The organism is Azospirillum sp. TSO35-2 (assembly GCF_003116095.1).
Classification (GTDB): domain Bacteria; phylum Pseudomonadota; class Alphaproteobacteria; order Azospirillales; family Azospirillaceae; genus Azospirillum.
The window spans coordinates 768,749-783,841 of sequence record NZ_LGRA01000018.1 but is presented as its reverse complement, the minus strand read 5'-3'; the positions used below and the strand labels follow the sequence as shown (position 1 = coordinate 783,841).

Genomic DNA, 15,093 nt, shown 5'->3' with positions numbered 1-15,093 from the left:
TTGGGAGGAGCTACGCCCTTCCCACCAAGGTCAAACTTGTGAGTGCGGCGCTTCCTGATACCATCGACGCCCGACAACGACGCGCGAGCCAACGCGCGACCGAACCGCAGCAACCGGACCGCAATTCCGAGGGAGGAAGCCATGCACGTCGTCTCCGCGTCCGATCAACCGCCGCGCTCCCTGCTGGCGGACGACAACCGGGGCCGCCTGGAAGGGTGGCTGGCCGGGCAGGCCGGTGCCTCCCGCGTCACGGTGACCGAGGACGGACGTCTGGGCGGCGGTGCGATCTCCCTCAATCTGGCGGTGACGCTGGACATCGACGGCGGCCCGCTGGCCGGGCGGCACGCCTGCGTGCTGCGGGCGGAGGGGGGCGGACGGATCTCCGCCAGCATCGGCAAGCTGCGGGAGTTCGTGGTGCTGCGCGCCGCCTTCGCGGCCGGCGTCGCGGCGCCGGAGCCGCTGTTCGCCTGCGACGACCCGGCGGTGCTGGGCCCCGACTTCTACATCATGCGGCGGGCCGAAGGGCTGGGCGCCGGCCACGCCATCACCCGCTCCGAGGCGCCGCAGGCGGACCTGGCGCGCGAACTCGGCCGGCAGCTCGGCCGGCTGCACCGGGTGACACCCGACACGCCCGGCCTGGACCGGCTCGCCGAAGCGCCGGAATGCCCGGCGCAGGAGACGCTGGCGCAATTCCGCGCCTGGCTCGGCGACCTCGGGCGGCGCGACCCGGTGCTGGCCTGGGGCCTGCGCTGGATGGAGGTCAACGCGCCGCTGCCGGGGGCGGTGGTGCTGTGCCACCGCGATTTCCGCACCGGCAATTATCTGGTCAAGGACGGCGCCCTGACCGCCATCCTGGATTGGGAGTTCGCCGGTTTCAGCGACCCGATGGAGGATCTGGGCTGGTTCTGCGCCCGTTCCTGGCGCTTCCGCCGCCCCGACCGCGAGGCCGGCGGCATCGCCGACCGCGCCGACTTCTATGCGGGCTATGAGGAAACCTCCGGCCGCCGCGTCGATCCGGCGCGCGTCGCCTATTGGGAAACCGCCGCCTACCTGCGCTGGGCCGCCATCGCGGTCGAGCAGGGACGCCGCCACACCTCCGGCGCCGAACCGTCGCTGGAACTGGCGCTGACCGGCCGGATGCTGCCGGAGATCGAAATGGACATGCTGCGCCATCTGCGGTCGATCGGCGGTTTGTCGGCGACCTCGGCCGTCGGTTCGGCCATCGACAAGGTGGCTTGATGCGGACCAACCCCGACGCCCGCGGGCTGCTGGACATCGCCGCGGCCACCTTCCGCACCGACGTGCTTCCCCATGTGGCGCCCGAGGCGCGCTACGCCGCGCTGATGGTTGCCAACGCGCTGGAGATTGCCCAGCGCGAGTTGACCGGCCTCGACGCCTCCGGCCACGCCATGCTGGCGGCGCTCGCCCTGCTCTACGGCGAGGACGCCTACGACGATCTCGGTGGCAACGACCTGCGCCACCGGGTCGAGGCGCTGCAACACCGCCTGTGCATCGAGATCGCCGCCGGCGACTTCGACCACGACGGCCAGGACACGCTGCTGGATTCGTTGGAGGCCATCGTCAAGGCGCGGCTGGCGATCTTGAACCCGAAGGCGGCGGGGTAGGGGCGGATCCGGTCGCCGACGAGGTTTTTTATCCTCCGCTTATTCCCGACCTGTGGCCGTGCTAGGAAGGAGAAGCCTGTTCCATATGATGGAGGCTCCTGCATGTCCCGCCGCTGCCGACCGACACGCAACCACTCCACAATCGGCCCGTTTGCTGTCCGCCGATCCGACGCATGGCGGCCGTCCGGGCGAATGGAACGATGAAACAGCCCGGCGTGAACGTTTCACCCGGTTTCAAATGTTCCATTCGCGATCAGCAGGGCGGCTCGACCTGCCAAGATGCCGCTCCGGTTCTCACGCCAAGCTCTGCGTGGGAAGCAGCGCCGCACAGCCGGCACTCGACAGCGGGAGGCGGTGGCTCCATATAATCGGTTCCCGTTCCGTACCCCTCCTCTGATCGGATCGTCGCCCCATGGCAAGCCCTGTCCTCTCCGCCATTCCCGCCAAGCCGCTCGCGAAGCTGGAAGCCGGGAAGCCGTTCGTCATCGTGTCGGACTACACGCCGGCCGGCGACCAGCCGCGGGCGATCGAGGAACTGACCGCCGGGCTGAGGCAGGGCGAGAAGGATCAGGTGCTGCTGGGCGTCACCGGGTCGGGCAAGACCTTCACCATGGCGCACGTCATCCAGACGCTGCAGCGGCCGACGCTGGTGCTGGCGCCAAACAAGACGCTGGCGGCGCAGCTCTATGGCGAGATGAAGTCCTTCTTCCCGAACAACGCGGTGGAGTATTTCGTCTCCTATTACGACTATTACCAGCCGGAAGCCTACGTCCCGCGCACCGACACCTACATCGAGAAGGAATCCTCGATCAACGAGCAGATCGACCGCATGCGCCACTCGGCGACGCGGGCGCTGCTGGAACGGGACGACGTCATCATCGTCGCCTCGGTGTCGTGCATCTACGGCATCGGTTCGGTCGAAACCTATTCGGAGATGACGGTCGACCTGCGCAAGGGCGAGGTGATCGCCCAGCCCGACCTGCTGCGCAAGCTGACCGAGCTGCAATACAAGCGCAACGACGCCGCCTTCGGGCGCGGCCTGTTCCGCGTGCGCGGCGACACGGTGGAGCTGTTCCCCGCCCACATGGAAGACCGCGCCTGGCGCATCTCGCTGTTCGGCGACGAGATCGAGGGCATCCACGAGATCGACCCGCTGACCGGCGAGAAGCTGGCGGCGCTGGAGGCGGTGCGCGTCTACCCGAACAGCCACTATGTGACGCCCAAGCCGACGCTCAATCAGGCGATCAACCAGATCAAGAAGGACCTGAAGGATCGGCTGGAGGAGTTCGCCGCCGAAGGCAAGCTGCTGGAGGCGCAGCGGCTGGAGCAGCGCACCACCTTCGACATCGAGATGATGGCGGCGACCGGCTCCTGCGCCGGCATCGAAAACTACTCGCGCTATCTCACCGGCCGCGCCGCCGGCGAGCCGCCGCCGACGCTGTTCGAGTATCTGCCCGGCGACGCCCTGCTGATCGTCGACGAGAGTCACGTCATGGTGCCGCAGATCGGCGGCATGTACCGCGGCGACTTGGTGCGCAAGTCGACGCTGTCCGACTACGGCTTCCGCCTGCCCAGCGCCAAGGACAACCGCCCCCTGAAGTTCGAGGAGTGGGAGGGCATGCGGCCGCAGACGGTGTTCGTCTCGGCCACGCCCGGCCCTTGGGAGCTGGAGCGCACCGGCGGCGTCTTCACCGAACAGCTGGTCCGCCCGACCGGCCTGATCGACCCGCCGGTGATCGTCCGCCCGACCGAGACCCAGGTCGACGACCTGATCGGCGAGTGCAAGGAGGTGGTGGCCAAGGGCTACCGCGTGCTGGTCACCACCCTGACCAAGAAGATGGCGGAGGCGCTGACCGAATACATGCACGAGGCGGGCTTGCGCGTGCGCTACATCCACTCCGACGTCGAGACGCTGGAGCGCATTGAGATCATCCGCGACCTGCGGCTCGGCGCCTACGACGTGCTGGTCGGCATCAACCTGCTGCGCGAGGGGCTGGACATCCCGGAATGCGCGCTGGTGGCGATCCTGGACGCCGACAAGGAAGGCTATCTGCGTTCCAAGACGTCCCTGATCCAGACCATCGGCCGCGCGGCGCGCAACGTCGACGGCCGCGCCCTGCTCTACGCCGACAAGATCACCGACAGCATGAAGTACGCCATTGACGAGACGGCACGTCGCCGTGAAAAGCAAATGGCCTACAATCTGGAACACGGCATCACCCCGGAGTCGATCAAGAAGGCGATCGGCGACATCATGGAAAGCGTCTACGAACGCGGCGACCATGTGACGGTGAAGACCGGGCTGAACGCCACCGAGTTGGTCGGCCACAACCTGAAGACCGTCATCGCCGACCTGGAAAAGCGCATGCGCGCCGCTGCCGCCGACCTGGAGTTCGAGGAGGCCGCCCGGCTGCGCGACGAGTTGCGCCGGCTGGAGGCGATGGATCTGGGTCTGGAAACCCCCGGCAGCATCGGCATCAGCACCGCCCGCCAGGGCCGCGGCATCCCCGAAGGCGCCTCGAAGAAGCAGGGACGGCGCCGCCGCGGACCGTGAGCTTGCGGCTGGAACGGGCGCCACCCTTGTCGTCGGCTGGTTGCATCACCATACTCCCGCTTCCCGCGGGACGACGCGGGGAGCCGGAGGAGGGCCGAGGTTTGTCGTTTCGCCGTGTCGTGATGGTGCCGCTGATGGCGCTGGCGCTGTGGGGCGCCGGGTTGGCGTCGGTTCCCATCGCCGCCGCAGCGGACGCCAAATCCGCGGCGAAGCCGGCAACGGTCGCCGAGCTGCCGCCGCCGTCGCTCAAGACCAAGTCCACCGACTGCGAGCTTGCCGAACAGGGCGACGCCAACGCCGCCTATCGGCTGGCCCGCCGGTACCTGTTCGGTGCCGGGGTGCACAAGAACCGCCGGCTCGGCACCGCATGGCTGCGCGCCGCCGCCTCGCGCGGGCATCCGGAGGCGCGCCGGCTGGTCAATTACGTTCCTGGCCGGATGGGGCGCATCCGCCCCTGGTGCCGGCCGGGGGCCGGTCCGGTGCGCGAACTCGGTCCACCGCCGGCCGAGGTGGTGTCTCTGGTCAACGCCATCGCGCCGAAATACGGCCTCGACCCGGCGCTGGTGCTGGCGGTGATCCAGGCGGAGAGCGCCTTCCGCACCGACGCGGTGTCGCCCAAGGACGCCGCCGGGCTGATGCAGCTGATCCCGGACACCGCCGACCGCTTCGGCGTCGGCAACGTCTTCGACGCGCGCGAGAACATCACCGGCGGGGTGAAGTACCTGCGCTGGCTGCTGGCCTATTTCCAGGGCGACGTCACGCTGGCGCTGGCCGGCTACAACGCCGGCGAGGGGGCGGTCGACCGCTACAAGGGCATCCCGCCCTATGAGGAGACGCGCAACTACGTGCGCATCATCCGCCGCCTCTACGCCGCCGACCGCCATCCCTTTGACAGTGCGGTGGCGGAACCGTCGCCGGCGTTCGCCGGTGTCGCCAAGGACGAGGCTGCGGAGTTGCCACGCCCGGCCAAATCGCCGAAAAAGGGGTGAGTGAATCCCAAGCCCGGAACAGGAGTGACCCGCCCGTGCCGATGTCCGAACGCAGCGTCCTTGGCCTCAGCGCCGCCGGGTTCCACAGCATCGCCTACACCCAGTGGGGGCGCGACGACGCGGCGCGCACCGCGCTGTGCGTCCATGGGCTGACGCGCAATGGCCGTGATTTCGACCGGCTGGCGCTGGCGCTGGTTGATGGTTGGCGCGTCGCCTGCCCCGACGTGGTCGGGCGCGGGCGCAGCGACTGGCTGCCGGTGCCGGCGCTCTACGGCTACCCGCAATATTGCGCCGACATGGTGGCGCTGATCGCCCGGTTGGGGGTGGAGCAGGTCGACTGGGTCGGCACCTCGATGGGCGGGCTGATCGGCATGACGCTGGCCGCGCAGGCGAAAAGTCCGATCCGCCGCATGGTCATCAACGACGTCGGCCCCTTCATCGCCCAGGCCGGGTTGCAGCGAATCGCCGACTACGTCGGCAAGGACCCGGTGTTCGAGGACATGGCGGCGCTGGAATCCTACCTGCGCTTCGTCCTGATGGGCTTCGGCACCATCAGCGACGACTGCTGGCGCCATATGGCCGAACACAGCGCGCGGCCGATGCCCGACGGGCGGTTCCGGCTGGCCTATGATCCGGCGATCGGCGAGGCGTTCAAGACGGCGCCGATCACCGACGTCGATTTGTGGGCGCTGTGGGACCGGGTGCGCTGCCCGGTGCTGGTGCTGCGCGGCGCCGATTCCGACCTGCTGAGCGCCGAAACGGCGGAGCGGATGACCCAGCGGGGTCCGGGAGCCTCCGGTCTGGTGCGGGTGGTCGAGTTCCCCAACACCGGCCACGCCCCGGCCTTGATGACCGCCGACCAGATCGCGGTCGTCCGCAACTTCCTGGCGGAGGGCTGAGCCTCCGCCGGTGGCGCTGCGCTCAGTTCACCCGGCGCAGCACCGTATCCAGCCGGCCGTGCCCGTCCTTGTCGAGCCACGTGGCGGCGATGCGGCCGTCGGGGCGCAGGCGATAACGCAGGAGGTTGCGGCCCTTCTCGTCGAACACCAGTTCGCCATCCTCGATCCGGCCCTTGCGGCGGACCCGCTCGAAGGGCTGGTCGGCCTCCATCCCGGCGCCCAGGACATAATCGGCGTAGACCGCGTCGCCGTCGCCCTTTTCCACCGACAGGGCGACTTCGCGGCCGTTGATGTAGCTGCCGTACCAGACCCCGACATAGGGGCGCGCGGCGGCGGCAACGGCGGCGGGGGTGTTGGCGGGGGTGCCGTTGGCCGACCCGGAACCGACCGCGGGCATGGCGGCCTGCATCAGCTCGGCGCTCGGGCTGCGGCCCCAGGAGTCGTCGCAGGGCGGGTCGTTGGGGGAGGTCGGTGCCTCGGCGAAGCGGATGATGCAACCGGCGAAGCGGCGGACGAACAGGCCGGTGTTGGCGGCGCCATGGCCGGTCAGCAGCGCCGGCTGGTCGATCACCAGGTTGGTCAGGCCGCGCTGGGTCAGGATGGACCGCGCCGGCTCGCCGCGTCCGCCCGGATCGAAATCGTCGCCGTGGAAGAAGAACAGCATGACACGGGCTTGACGCACGTTGCGCAGGATCGGCCAGAGCTGCGCCGCGTTCTCGCGGTAGCTGTCGAAGGCCTCGGTGAAATTGCCGAAGGCGGCGGGCGCCGTGGCGATCACGGCGTCGACCGCGCTGGTCTGTCCAGCGGCGATCAGCGAGATGAAGGCGCCGAAGGACTGCCCGGTGAGGGTGACGCGGCGATAGCCCTTGCCCCGCAGCGCTTCGGCATAGCCGGCCAGCGCGCGCGAGCTGTTGGGCAGCGTGTCGCTGACCCGCATGCGGTCGAGGCGGTAGACGTCCCAGCCGGCGTCGCGCATCGCCTTCATGTAGAGCGGGGTCGGCGCCTCCGAATCCTCGGATTCCACCGAACGTCCGTGGCTCCACACCACGGCGCCGCGGGCCTTGGCCGGCCCCGCCAGCGATGCTTCGCCATAGGCGGGCTTCAGGATGATCTGGGCTGCCGCCGGGGTGGCGGCCAGACCACCGGCCAAACCGCAGGCCATGGGCAGCCCCACCACCGCGATCAACCCCAGAAAGGCGTCTCGAAGCGTCCGCATCATCCCCACCGGCTCCCTTGTGCTGCTGGTCGGTTCAGAATTGGCTGGGGAGGTTAACGCGACCTTTCCGTTCCCTGGCGCCCGCTTTTTATCACAGGTGCGGCAGGGTCAATGTGTCGCAATTAAGAATGACTCGCAATCAATCGCGTCCGACGTTAGGATGCCCCCGCAACCGAACGAAGGAGCATCGGCATGTGCGGTACGGTGGGTGAGGGGCGGCCGTCGCCCTGGACGACGTCGGACCTGACGGCGGCTGAGCGGGCGCTGTTGAGCGGCGTGCGGCAGTGGTTCCGCGCCGGCACCGCCGGGGCAATGGCGTCGATGCGGATTGGGCTGAACGTTGCCGGGGTGCCGAACACCGCCCTGCTGCCGCTGTTCGCGCTGCTGGGCACCTTCGCGGTGGCCGGTTCGCGGCGGCCGGAGATCCGCTGCCCCGCCTGCAGCCGCATCAGCGTCGACGAGGCGGCGTTGCTCGATGCGCTGGCGGCGGTGCAGGGCGGCGACGCGGAAAGCGCGGCCCAACTGTTCGACCGCTGGCTGCCGCTGGTGGCGCTGTGCATGGCGACCGACGCCCTGCGCGAACTGGCGGGCATCCTGGACGGCGCGCGCATTCATCTGCCGCGGCGGCGCGCGGCGCGGCTGGTGGCGGCGATGGCCGCGGAGTGACCGGCGCGGAGGTCTATTCGGCGGCTTTCCGAACCGCCAGGTGTCGACCGCCGCTCTCGGCCGGGAGCTGTTTTTCCAGCAGCCATTGGTCGATGGCGACACGGACCAGCCGGCCCTCCGGCGTGTGATAGATGAACTGACCGCGCTCCCGCCCGCAGTGCTGGTAGCCGAACCGCTCGTAGAAGGGCAGAACTCCGGCGTTGTCGCGGTCAACCCCCAGTTCGGCGACCGTGACGCCGCGCTGCTCCACGACCTGTTCCGCCGCGCGCAACAGCAAAGCCCCCAGCCCAAGCCCGCGGAACGGCTGGAACACACGCAACGCCCACAGGGTGGCCCGGCCGCTCGGACGCTTGCGCAGGAAGTCGATGCAGATCTGGCCAGCGGGGAAGCCGTTGACGTCGGCCAGCAGCATGGCGCCATCACCGCGTTCCTGCAGGCGGTAGGCGCCGGCGATGATCTCGCGGTGCGGTGTGTGAAGGCCGTACCATTCCAGCGTCGGTAAGTCCGTCTCACGGGCCGGCCGGACCGTCACCGGCAGCGGCAGGGTGGTGCGGCCGACGGCCGGTGCACCTGACCCCTGCGGCTCCGACATGGGGTGCTTCGCCACGGTGCGCCGGTTTGCTGGTGCCATGATGCCGATGCCCTGCGCGGTTCCCATCATCGTCGTGGCCGTCACCCTGCCAAGCGGGCGTCCGGGTCTGCCGGAAACAACCTTACACACCGCACGGCCGTTCCAGTGCTGATCGGTCGGCATAAGGCTTTCGGCCAGGACCGGTGAACGGAACGGTCAGCACCCTCAGCGATCACTTCCGTAAAATTTTAGAGAATATTCAGCCTGATTAAAGATTCGGGGGAAATTTGCGGTGGCGGTGAAGAGTTCTATGCCCGTCCCCGAAGGACCCGTATGGAGTTCGTTGCAGGGTTGAATGACGGAAGTCTTATTGACGCCACACGGCTGTGCTTGATAAGCACATGCACGTGCAGAGAAGCATTCTTCTGTTTTTCGGAACCCTAAGAAACTTATCTAAAATGTTTTCATGTGATTGGGGGAGGTGAATCATGATGAGGATCGTCAATCTTGGACGCACCGGACTGTTCGTGGCCATGCGCGGCGGTTGCCTGACCAGCCTGGGCGGGCGCAGCCACTGGCGCAGCGTGGACGAGGTGCGCCGCGCCGCCCTGGCCGAAAACATCCCGGTCAGCGACCTCGTGGTCCGCACATTGCCCTGATGGGCCATCACCGGCGGGTTGCGCCGGCGGTGGTCCACGAACGCCGATCGTCGAACGGCGCGGGCCAAATGACAAAGGGCCAAACGACGAAGGGCGCGTTCCGTGGAGCGCGCCCTTCGTCGTTGCGGGCCCTGCCGCGGCAGTGAGGGGTCAGCCGGCGCGGACGCGGGTAAGGAAGCGGTCGACTTCGGTCCTCAGGGTGTTCGACTGGCGCGACAACTCGTTGGTGGCGTCCAGCACATGACGGGCTTCATCGCCGGCACCGTTGGCCGAGGCGTTGACCGCGACAATGGTCTCGCTCACCTCGCGGGTGCCGATGGAGGCCTGCTGGACGTTGCGGGCGATCTCGGTCGTCGCGGCGCCCTGTTCCTCCATGGCCGTGGCGATGGAGGTCGAGATCTCGTTGATGCGGGCGATGGTGCCGGAGATGGAGCGGATGGCGCCGACCGCCTCCTGCGTCGCGCCCTGGACGGCGCCAATCTGGGAATTGATCTCTTCCGTCGCCTTGGCGGTCTGGTTGGCGAGGCTCTTGACCTCCGACGCGACGACGGCGAAACCCTTGCCCGCCTCGCCGGCGCGGGCCGCCTCGATGGTGGCGTTCAGCGCCAGCAGGTTGGTCTGGCTGGCGATGTCGTGGATCAACTTCACCACCTGCCCAATCCTGCTGGCGGCGTCGGCCAACCCCTGAACGGTGGCGTTGGTGCGCTCCGCTTCGGTCATCGCCTCGTTGGCGATGGCAGCGGACTGCGTCACCTGATGGGTGATCTCGCCGATGGAGGCGGTCAGTTCCTCCGCCGCCGCGGCGACGGTCTGGATGTTGACGGAGGCCTCTTCGGCCGCGGCGGCCACCTGGGTGGACTGCTCGCTGGTCCGTTCCGCGGTGCGGCTCATGGTCAGGGCGCTGCCCTGCAACTGCTGCGCCGCGGTCGCCACCGCCTGCACCACACCCTTGACCTCGCGTTCGAAGCTGTCGGCGGTCGTGCCGAGTTCCCGGGCGATGATCGCCGCGGTGTTGAGGTCGATGTAGACCGAGGTGGCAAGGTCCATGTCCAGGAACACGGCCTTGTTGATCGCCTGCAGCAGTTGCGCCAGCTTTTCCGGTTTCTTGCGATGGATCTGGCTGGCCAGATCGATCAACTTGTTCAGCGTGAAGCAATAGGCGCCGGTGTACCAGCGCGGCTCCAGCCCGATGCGCTGGTGCGTCTGGCCGATCTTCAGCACCTGATTGACGTAGGCCTCGTCGAACGTGCCGGTGAAGACGTTGCGCAGCCAATGCTGCTTCTGAAGGTCGCGCGCGCGGCCCACCGTCGCCGGGTTGCTTAGCAGCGGTGCCACCTGCGGCACCGACCGCAGGTAGACATAGAACTCCTCCAGGATCTGGTCGATCCGCTGCGCCAGATGGGGTTGGAACTCTCTCAACGTGGCCTTGGTGGCCTCATCGATGCGCAGGAAGCTGATGCGGTCGATAACGGACTGAGTCTGCGCAACGTTCGACATGAAGCCTTCTCCGAATGAGATATGCCAACAGTAGTAAATATTTCGCAAAATGCAAAATTTTCCAACAGGCGGCACATCATGCTCAGCCGGGCGCATCGTTAAACCGGTCACATTGTCGCAGACCGCCGACCGGCGAGGGAACCACCGGGCGCCGTGATCCGAACAGAAAAAAGCCGGCGGAGCTGATGGCGCCGCCGGCGGTAAGGTGACAGGTCTGGAGGCAACAGGCGGGCGACAGGCCCGCGGGAGTGGTGCGGTGCCCCGGACTGCCGTCCGGTTCACCGCACGAGCCCTGTCCCGCGCGCTGCCAGCGCCGGACGGGGGCAAGGGGAAGGGGCCGTCAGGCAACCATCGGCGTCGCCGGACGGCGCAACGCCTGGGCCGCGCTCAGCACCGCTTTCTGAAGTTTTTCAAAGGCCCGTACCTCGATCTGGCGCACCCGCTCACGCGACACCGAGAATTGCTGGCTCAGCGCTTCAAGGGTCGAGGGATCGTCCTTCAGGCGGCGTTCGAACAGGATGCGCCGCTCGCGGGCATCGAGCCGGTCGAGCGCCTGACCGACCAGCCGGCGGCGCAGCGCCAGTTCGTCGGCCTCGGCCAGCATGGTGTCCTGCGTCGGCCGGTCGTCGGCCAGCAGTTCCAGCCAGTTGGTTTCGCCGTCGGACGACAGGGTGGCGTCGAGCGAGCTGTCGTTGGCGGCAAGGCGGCGGTTCATCTCCACCACTTCGGCGGCCGGTACGTCCAGCTCCGCGGCGATGGTCGCCACCGTCTCCGGCGACAGGTCGCCCTGTTCCAGTTCCGCCATCTGGCTCTTCAGGCGGCGCAGGTTGAAGAACAGCTTCTTCTGCGCGGCGGTCGTGCCCATCTTCACCAGAGACCAGCTGTGGAGGATGTATTCCTGGATCGCCGCACGGATCCACCAGGTGGCGTAGGTGGCGAAGCGGAAACCGCGCTGCGGGTCGAATTTCTGGGCGGCCTGCATCAGGCCGACGTTGCCCTCCGCCACCAGATCGACCAGCGGCAGGCCGTAGCCGCCGAACCCACGGGCGATCTTGATGACGAGGCGCAGATGGCTGCCCACGAGCTGCTCCAGCGCCTGCGGATTGCCGCGCTCCCGCCAGGCGATGGCGAGGTCGCGTTCGATATCCGGCGCCAGGATGGGAAAGCGCTTGGACTCCTCGATGTAGCGGGTCAGGCTGGCGTTTTCACCGGTCAGCAGTTTCTTCAGCACGCGAATGCCTCCTCTCCAACGCTTTCACGGCCAACCCGCGTGGGGCCTGCTCGTGGCGGAGCCCGTGACGGGGATCGCCTGAGAGGCGATGATCCATCGGCGGACGCAGGAATATCGTCCGTCGCTTCGGCTCTTGCTGGTGTGGGGTTTGTATTTTCTGGGTGTCGTCAGGAAGTGCGTCCTTCCGACAATGTTAATGTGGCCGCGCAAACCCAACGGATCAAGCCTGTAAACGGCATGTTCCGGGTGTTTTTCGGCGTATACCCAGGCTCTTCTTCCACGCGCACCGGCAGTCTGGCGGAGGACGCATGCCTATGACCGTTGCCGATCCGCCGATGAACTTTCGGGCAGGTCGCTTTGCCGGCTGATCCCTTACCTGTCCCACCAGCCGAATGTCCGGCACCGCCACCGCAAAGGGGATTGGCTGAAGGTCAGCCCAGGGGGCGGGAGGCGGCTATGCCTCAGCGGCGAGGGAGGGTCTGGAACCGCCCGTGGCCTAGGACCCTAGATGGGAAGGCCGAGCGGCTTCGCCACCCGAACCTTCGTCATACATCCGCAAGGCAGGATGCGGAGCGTTGGGGAATGGCGGAGCTGGCCGGACGGTCATACCCGAACGGAAGCGTGACGGCACCGCATCGATGCCGCCGGAGGGTCACGAAACGAAAACGGCGCGTCCCGAAGGACGCGCCGTTGCCGCAATCCGAAGGCGGTGACGTCCCGATTATTCGGTCGTCGCGCGCTTGCGGCCCAGGCCCAGCTTGGTCGCCATTTCCGAACGCGCCTTGGCGTAGTTCGGGGCGACCATCGGGTATTCGGCCGGCAGGCCCCACTTGGCGCGGTATTCGTCCGGGGTCATGTCGTAGACGGTCTTCAGATGCCGCTTCAGCATCTTCAGCTTTTTCCCGTCTTCCAGGCAGACGATGAATTCCGGGGTCACCGACTTCTTGATCGCAACGGCGGGCACGAGTTCCGCCTTGGCCGGGGCCGGCTTGTCGTCGCCCAGGTTGCGGAAAGCGGCCTGTACGCTGTTGATCAGCGTCGGCAGTTCATGGACCGGCACCGAGTTGTTGCCGACATAGGCGGCAACGACCTTGGCGGTCAGCGATTGCAGATCGGTCGTATCGATGGTCATGGCTGCGCTCCCCAACGGCAGTGGCGGCGTGTGGCTCAGCCGTTCACCTGGTCGCGCAACTGCTTGGCCGGCTTGAACTTCGGGGCCTTCGATGCGGCGATGGCGACAACCTCGCCCGTGCGCGGGTTGCGGCCTTCGCGGGCGGCGCGCTCGGCCACCTCGAAAATGCCGAAACCGGCCAGACGCACGTCCTCGCCGCGGCCCAGCGCACCGGAGATGCCCTCGAACACCGCCTGAACGACCTTGGCCGCGTCGGCCTTCTTGATGCCGGCGTTGGTGGCGACAGTCTCGATCAGTTCGGCCTGGTTCATGCAAAACTCCATTTGGTCGGTTTGGTTTCGGTTTTTCGGAGTTATTGGCAGAACGGCACCATCCGCACAAGAGCGAACAACGGATTGGCAACCGACGGTGTTTTTCTTGCGCTCTATTCCCATCCGACCTGTGGCGGCGATGCATCAAGCGCCGAGTCCCGGCGCTTCGCCGCCATGATTCCGGCCGTTCGCCGGCGTCAGCGCTGACCGTGGTCCGGCGACTCGTCCCGCGACTCGCCCAAGGCTTTGCAAGGATCGCCGGAACAATCCGGCCCGCCGATGCTTTGCCGGACGACGCGGTGTGAGGCCGCATCTTGACCCTTACGGTGGCGTCACCATCTGGCAAAGAGTTCGGGTCCGGGCCCCTCTGGCGACCGAGGCGTCGGTCGTGATGTCGGAACCGCTTGATTTCTTCGCTGACGCAGCGTCATCAAGTGGGTCTTGCGATGGACAGTGTGATCGCACCGGTTTTTCTCGAATTTCTGGGAAAACCAATCTGGATTTGGCTGGTGTTCGTCGGGGTTGTCCTGGCGTTGCTGGCGCTCGATCTCGGTGTGCTGAACCGGCGCGACCATGAGATCGGGATCGGTGAAAGCCTGAAGCTGTCGGCCTTCTACATCACCGTCGCGATGCTGTTCGGCGGCTGGATCTGGTGGTCGATGGGCGGCGAGGCCGGTCTGCAATACTACACCGGCTTCTTCGTCGAGAAGAGCCTGTCGCTCGACAACGTCTTCGTCATATCGCTGATCTTCGGCTATTTCGCCGTTCCCCGTGCGTTGCAGCACCGGGTGCTGTTCTGGGGCATCCTGGGCGTCATCGTCCTGCGCGGCCTGATGATCGGCGCCGGCGCCGCCCTGGTGGCCGAATTCCACGGCATCCTCTATCTGTTCGGCGCCTTCCTGCTGCTGACCGGCGTGAAGATGCTGTTTACGGCCGAGTCCGAGACGAACATCGCCGGCAACCCGGTGCTGCGTCTGCTGAAGCGGTACATCCCGGTCACCGACGGCTTCCACGGCCATCATTTCCTGGTGAAGCAGCCGGTGGCGGGGCAGGGTGGCGGTGTGGTGATGCGCTGGATGGCGACGCCGCTGCTGCTGGCGCTGATCATGGTCGAACTGGCTGACCTGGTCTTCGCGGTCGACAGCGTGCCGGCGATCTTCGCCATCACCACCGACCCCTATCTGGTCTACACCAGCAACATCTTCGCCATCCTCGGCCTGCGCGCCCTGTATTTCGCGCTGGCGGCGATGGTTCACCGCTTCCATTACCTGAAATACGCCCTGGCCCTGGTGCTGGTCTTCATCGGCGCCAAGATCTTCTACACCCAGCTCGTCGCCAAGCCCGACCCATTGATCACGCTTGGCGTCACGCTGGGCCTGATCGCTGGCGGCGTCGTGGTGTCGCTGTGGAAGACCAGCCGGGAGACAGGGGTGAAGGCGGCGGAGTAAGGGGGGCGGCGCTCCCCTCAGAACCCCAGCTTGACCAGTTCGGCGATGCTGTCGGCGGCGGTGCGGTGGAGGATGAACCGGCCGCCCGCCGCCTCCCAGGGATCGCGGGCCTTCTCGCGGTCGTCGACCAGCACGGTCCCGGGGCCGGCGTAGCGAGCCTTGTCGCGGGCCATGCAGGTGATGACCGGAACATCGGCGCCCAGCATGCGGGCAACCCAGCGCTTCTTCTGCTCCGGCGCCCAACTGCCCAGCGGCAGGCCGGTCAGGATGGTCGGCCGGTGCGGCGCGCAGAAGT

Annotated in this window: 14 protein-coding genes and 1 pseudogene; 8 read left to right on the top strand and 7 right to left on the bottom strand. The window is 67.3% G+C overall.

The window, feature by feature from the left end; all coding sequences use genetic code 11:
• Nucleotides 1–141 precede the first annotated feature (141 nt).
• The 5 genes from TSO352_RS14485 (at nt 142) to TSO352_RS14465 (ending at nt 6,067) form a co-directional block, all read left to right on the top strand.
• Nucleotides 142–1,239 carry a phosphotransferase family protein gene (locus tag TSO352_RS14485; protein WP_109108003.1) on the top strand — a complete coding sequence of 366 codons (1,098 nt, stop codon included), beginning with the start codon at nt 142–144 and terminating at the stop codon, nt 1,237–1,239.
• A complete protein-coding gene (locus TSO352_RS14480; protein ID WP_109108002.1) occupies nt 1,239–1,625 on the top strand; it encodes a DUF6285 domain-containing protein in 387 nt (128 codons plus the stop codon). The genes TSO352_RS14485 and TSO352_RS14480 overlap by 1 nt, the downstream gene beginning before the upstream one ends.
• Nucleotides 1,626–2,037: 412 nt before the next feature.
• Nucleotides 2,038–4,179 carry an excinuclease ABC subunit UvrB gene (uvrB, locus tag TSO352_RS14475; protein ID WP_109108001.1) on the top strand — a complete coding sequence of 714 codons (2,142 nt, stop codon included), beginning with the start codon at nt 2,038–2,040 and terminating at the stop codon, nt 4,177–4,179.
• A 101-nt stretch (nt 4,180–4,280) separates the two neighbouring features.
• Nucleotides 4,281–5,168 carry a transglycosylase SLT domain-containing protein gene (locus TSO352_RS14470; RefSeq protein ID WP_109108000.1) on the top strand — a complete coding sequence of 296 codons (888 nt, stop codon included), beginning with the start codon at nt 4,281–4,283 and terminating at the stop codon, nt 5,166–5,168.
• A 41-nt stretch (nt 5,169–5,209) separates the two neighbouring features.
• Complete coding sequence (locus tag TSO352_RS14465; protein WP_348770631.1) at nt 5,210–6,067, top strand: alpha/beta hydrolase; 858 nt, start codon at nt 5,210–5,212, stop codon at nt 6,065–6,067.
• Nucleotides 6,068–6,089: 22 nt separating this feature from the next.
• Here TSO352_RS14465 and TSO352_RS14460 read toward each other — a convergent pair whose 3' ends face one another.
• On the bottom strand, nt 6,090–7,283 hold the full coding sequence (locus tag TSO352_RS14460; RefSeq protein ID WP_247872105.1) for an alpha/beta hydrolase: 1,194 nt from the start codon (nt 7,281–7,283) through the stop codon (nt 6,090–6,092).
• A 192-nt stretch (nt 7,284–7,475) separates the two neighbouring features.
• Here TSO352_RS14460 and TSO352_RS14455 point away from each other — a divergent pair, with 192 nt between their 5' ends.
• Nucleotides 7,476–7,949 carry a hypothetical protein gene (locus TSO352_RS14455; RefSeq protein ID WP_109107997.1) on the top strand — a complete coding sequence of 158 codons (474 nt, stop codon included), beginning with the start codon at nt 7,476–7,478 and terminating at the stop codon, nt 7,947–7,949.
• A gap of 13 nt (nt 7,950–7,962) precedes the next feature.
• On the opposite strand, the gene TSO352_RS14450 is transcribed toward TSO352_RS14455, so the two are convergent.
• Nucleotides 7,963–8,610, bottom strand: a complete 648-nt coding sequence (locus tag TSO352_RS14450; protein WP_247872104.1) for a GNAT family N-acetyltransferase — start codon at nt 8,608–8,610, stop codon at nt 7,963–7,965.
• Between the two features lie 398 nt (nt 8,611–9,008).
• On the opposite strand from TSO352_RS14450, the gene TSO352_RS33520 reads away from it, so the two are divergent.
• On the top strand, nt 9,009–9,179 hold the full coding sequence (locus TSO352_RS33520) for a hypothetical protein (RefSeq protein WP_199231600.1): 171 nt from the start codon (nt 9,009–9,011) through the stop codon (nt 9,177–9,179).
• Nucleotides 9,180–9,329: 150 nt separating this feature from the next.
• Here the strand turns inward: TSO352_RS33520 and TSO352_RS14445 are convergent, their stop codons facing one another.
• The 4 genes from TSO352_RS14445 to TSO352_RS14430 form a co-directional block, all read right to left on the bottom strand.
• Nucleotides 9,330–10,676 (bottom strand): globin-coupled sensor protein, encoded by a 1,347-nt coding sequence (locus tag TSO352_RS14445; RefSeq protein ID WP_109107996.1) that lies wholly within the window; start codon nt 10,674–10,676, stop codon nt 9,330–9,332.
• 340 nt (nt 10,677–11,016) lie between these two features.
• Nucleotides 11,017–11,907 (bottom strand): RNA polymerase sigma factor RpoH, encoded by an 891-nt coding sequence (gene rpoH / locus TSO352_RS14440; protein WP_109107995.1) that lies wholly within the window; start codon nt 11,905–11,907, stop codon nt 11,017–11,019.
• Between the two features lie 721 nt (nt 11,908–12,628).
• Nucleotides 12,629–13,039, bottom strand: a complete 411-nt coding sequence (locus TSO352_RS14435; protein ID WP_109107994.1) for a MucR family transcriptional regulator — start codon at nt 13,037–13,039, stop codon at nt 12,629–12,631.
• Between the two features lie 35 nt (nt 13,040–13,074).
• Nucleotides 13,075–13,350, bottom strand: a complete 276-nt coding sequence (locus TSO352_RS14430) for an HU family DNA-binding protein (protein ID WP_109108333.1) — start codon at nt 13,348–13,350, stop codon at nt 13,075–13,077.
• Nucleotides 13,351–13,796: 446 nt separating this feature from the next.
• Between TSO352_RS14430 and TSO352_RS14425 the strand changes: the two genes are divergently transcribed.
• Nucleotides 13,797–14,798, top strand: a complete 1,002-nt coding sequence (locus TSO352_RS14425) for a TerC family protein (RefSeq protein ID WP_109107993.1) — start codon at nt 13,797–13,799, stop codon at nt 14,796–14,798.
• 17 nt (nt 14,799–14,815) lie between these two features.
• Here the strand turns inward: TSO352_RS14425 and TSO352_RS14420 are convergent.
• Nucleotides 14,816–15,093 (bottom strand): annotated as a pseudogene (locus TSO352_RS14420) (hypothetical protein); the annotation flags it as partial.

What these genes read in the sequence shown, in the direction of transcription:
- TSO352_RS14425 (WP_109107993.1), top strand. Translation starts at nt 13,797, where the DNA reads ATGGACAGTGTGATCGCACCGGTTTTTCTCGAATTTCTGGGAAAACCA.
- TSO352_RS14485 (WP_109108003.1), top strand. Translation starts at nt 142, where the DNA reads ATGCACGTCGTCTCCGCGTCCGATCAACCGCCGCGCTCCCTGCTGGCG.
- TSO352_RS14450 (WP_247872104.1), bottom strand. Translation starts at nt 8,610, where the DNA reads ATGATGGGAACCGCGCAGGGCATCGGCATCATGGCACCAGCAAACCGG.
- TSO352_RS14465 (WP_348770631.1), top strand. Translation starts at nt 5,210, where the DNA reads ATGTCCGAACGCAGCGTCCTTGGCCTCAGCGCCGCCGGGTTCCACAGC.
- TSO352_RS33520 (WP_199231600.1), top strand. Translation starts at nt 9,009, where the DNA reads ATGATGAGGATCGTCAATCTTGGACGCACCGGACTGTTCGTGGCCATG.
- TSO352_RS14455 (WP_109107997.1), top strand. Translation starts at nt 7,476, where the DNA reads ATGTGCGGTACGGTGGGTGAGGGGCGGCCGTCGCCCTGGACGACGTCG.
- TSO352_RS14445 (WP_109107996.1), bottom strand. Translation starts at nt 10,676, where the DNA reads ATGTCGAACGTTGCGCAGACTCAGTCCGTTATCGACCGCATCAGCTTC.
- uvrB (WP_109108001.1), top strand. Translation starts at nt 2,038, where the DNA reads ATGGCAAGCCCTGTCCTCTCCGCCATTCCCGCCAAGCCGCTCGCGAAG.
- TSO352_RS14430 (WP_109108333.1), bottom strand. Translation starts at nt 13,350, where the DNA reads ATGAACCAGGCCGAACTGATCGAGACTGTCGCCACCAACGCCGGCATC.
- TSO352_RS14460 (WP_247872105.1), bottom strand. Translation starts at nt 7,283, where the DNA reads ATGCGGACGCTTCGAGACGCCTTTCTGGGGTTGATCGCGGTGGTGGGG.
- TSO352_RS14435 (WP_109107994.1), bottom strand. Translation starts at nt 13,039, where the DNA reads ATGACCATCGATACGACCGATCTGCAATCGCTGACCGCCAAGGTCGTT.
- TSO352_RS14480 (WP_109108002.1), top strand. Translation starts at nt 1,239, where the DNA reads ATGCGGACCAACCCCGACGCCCGCGGGCTGCTGGACATCGCCGCGGCC.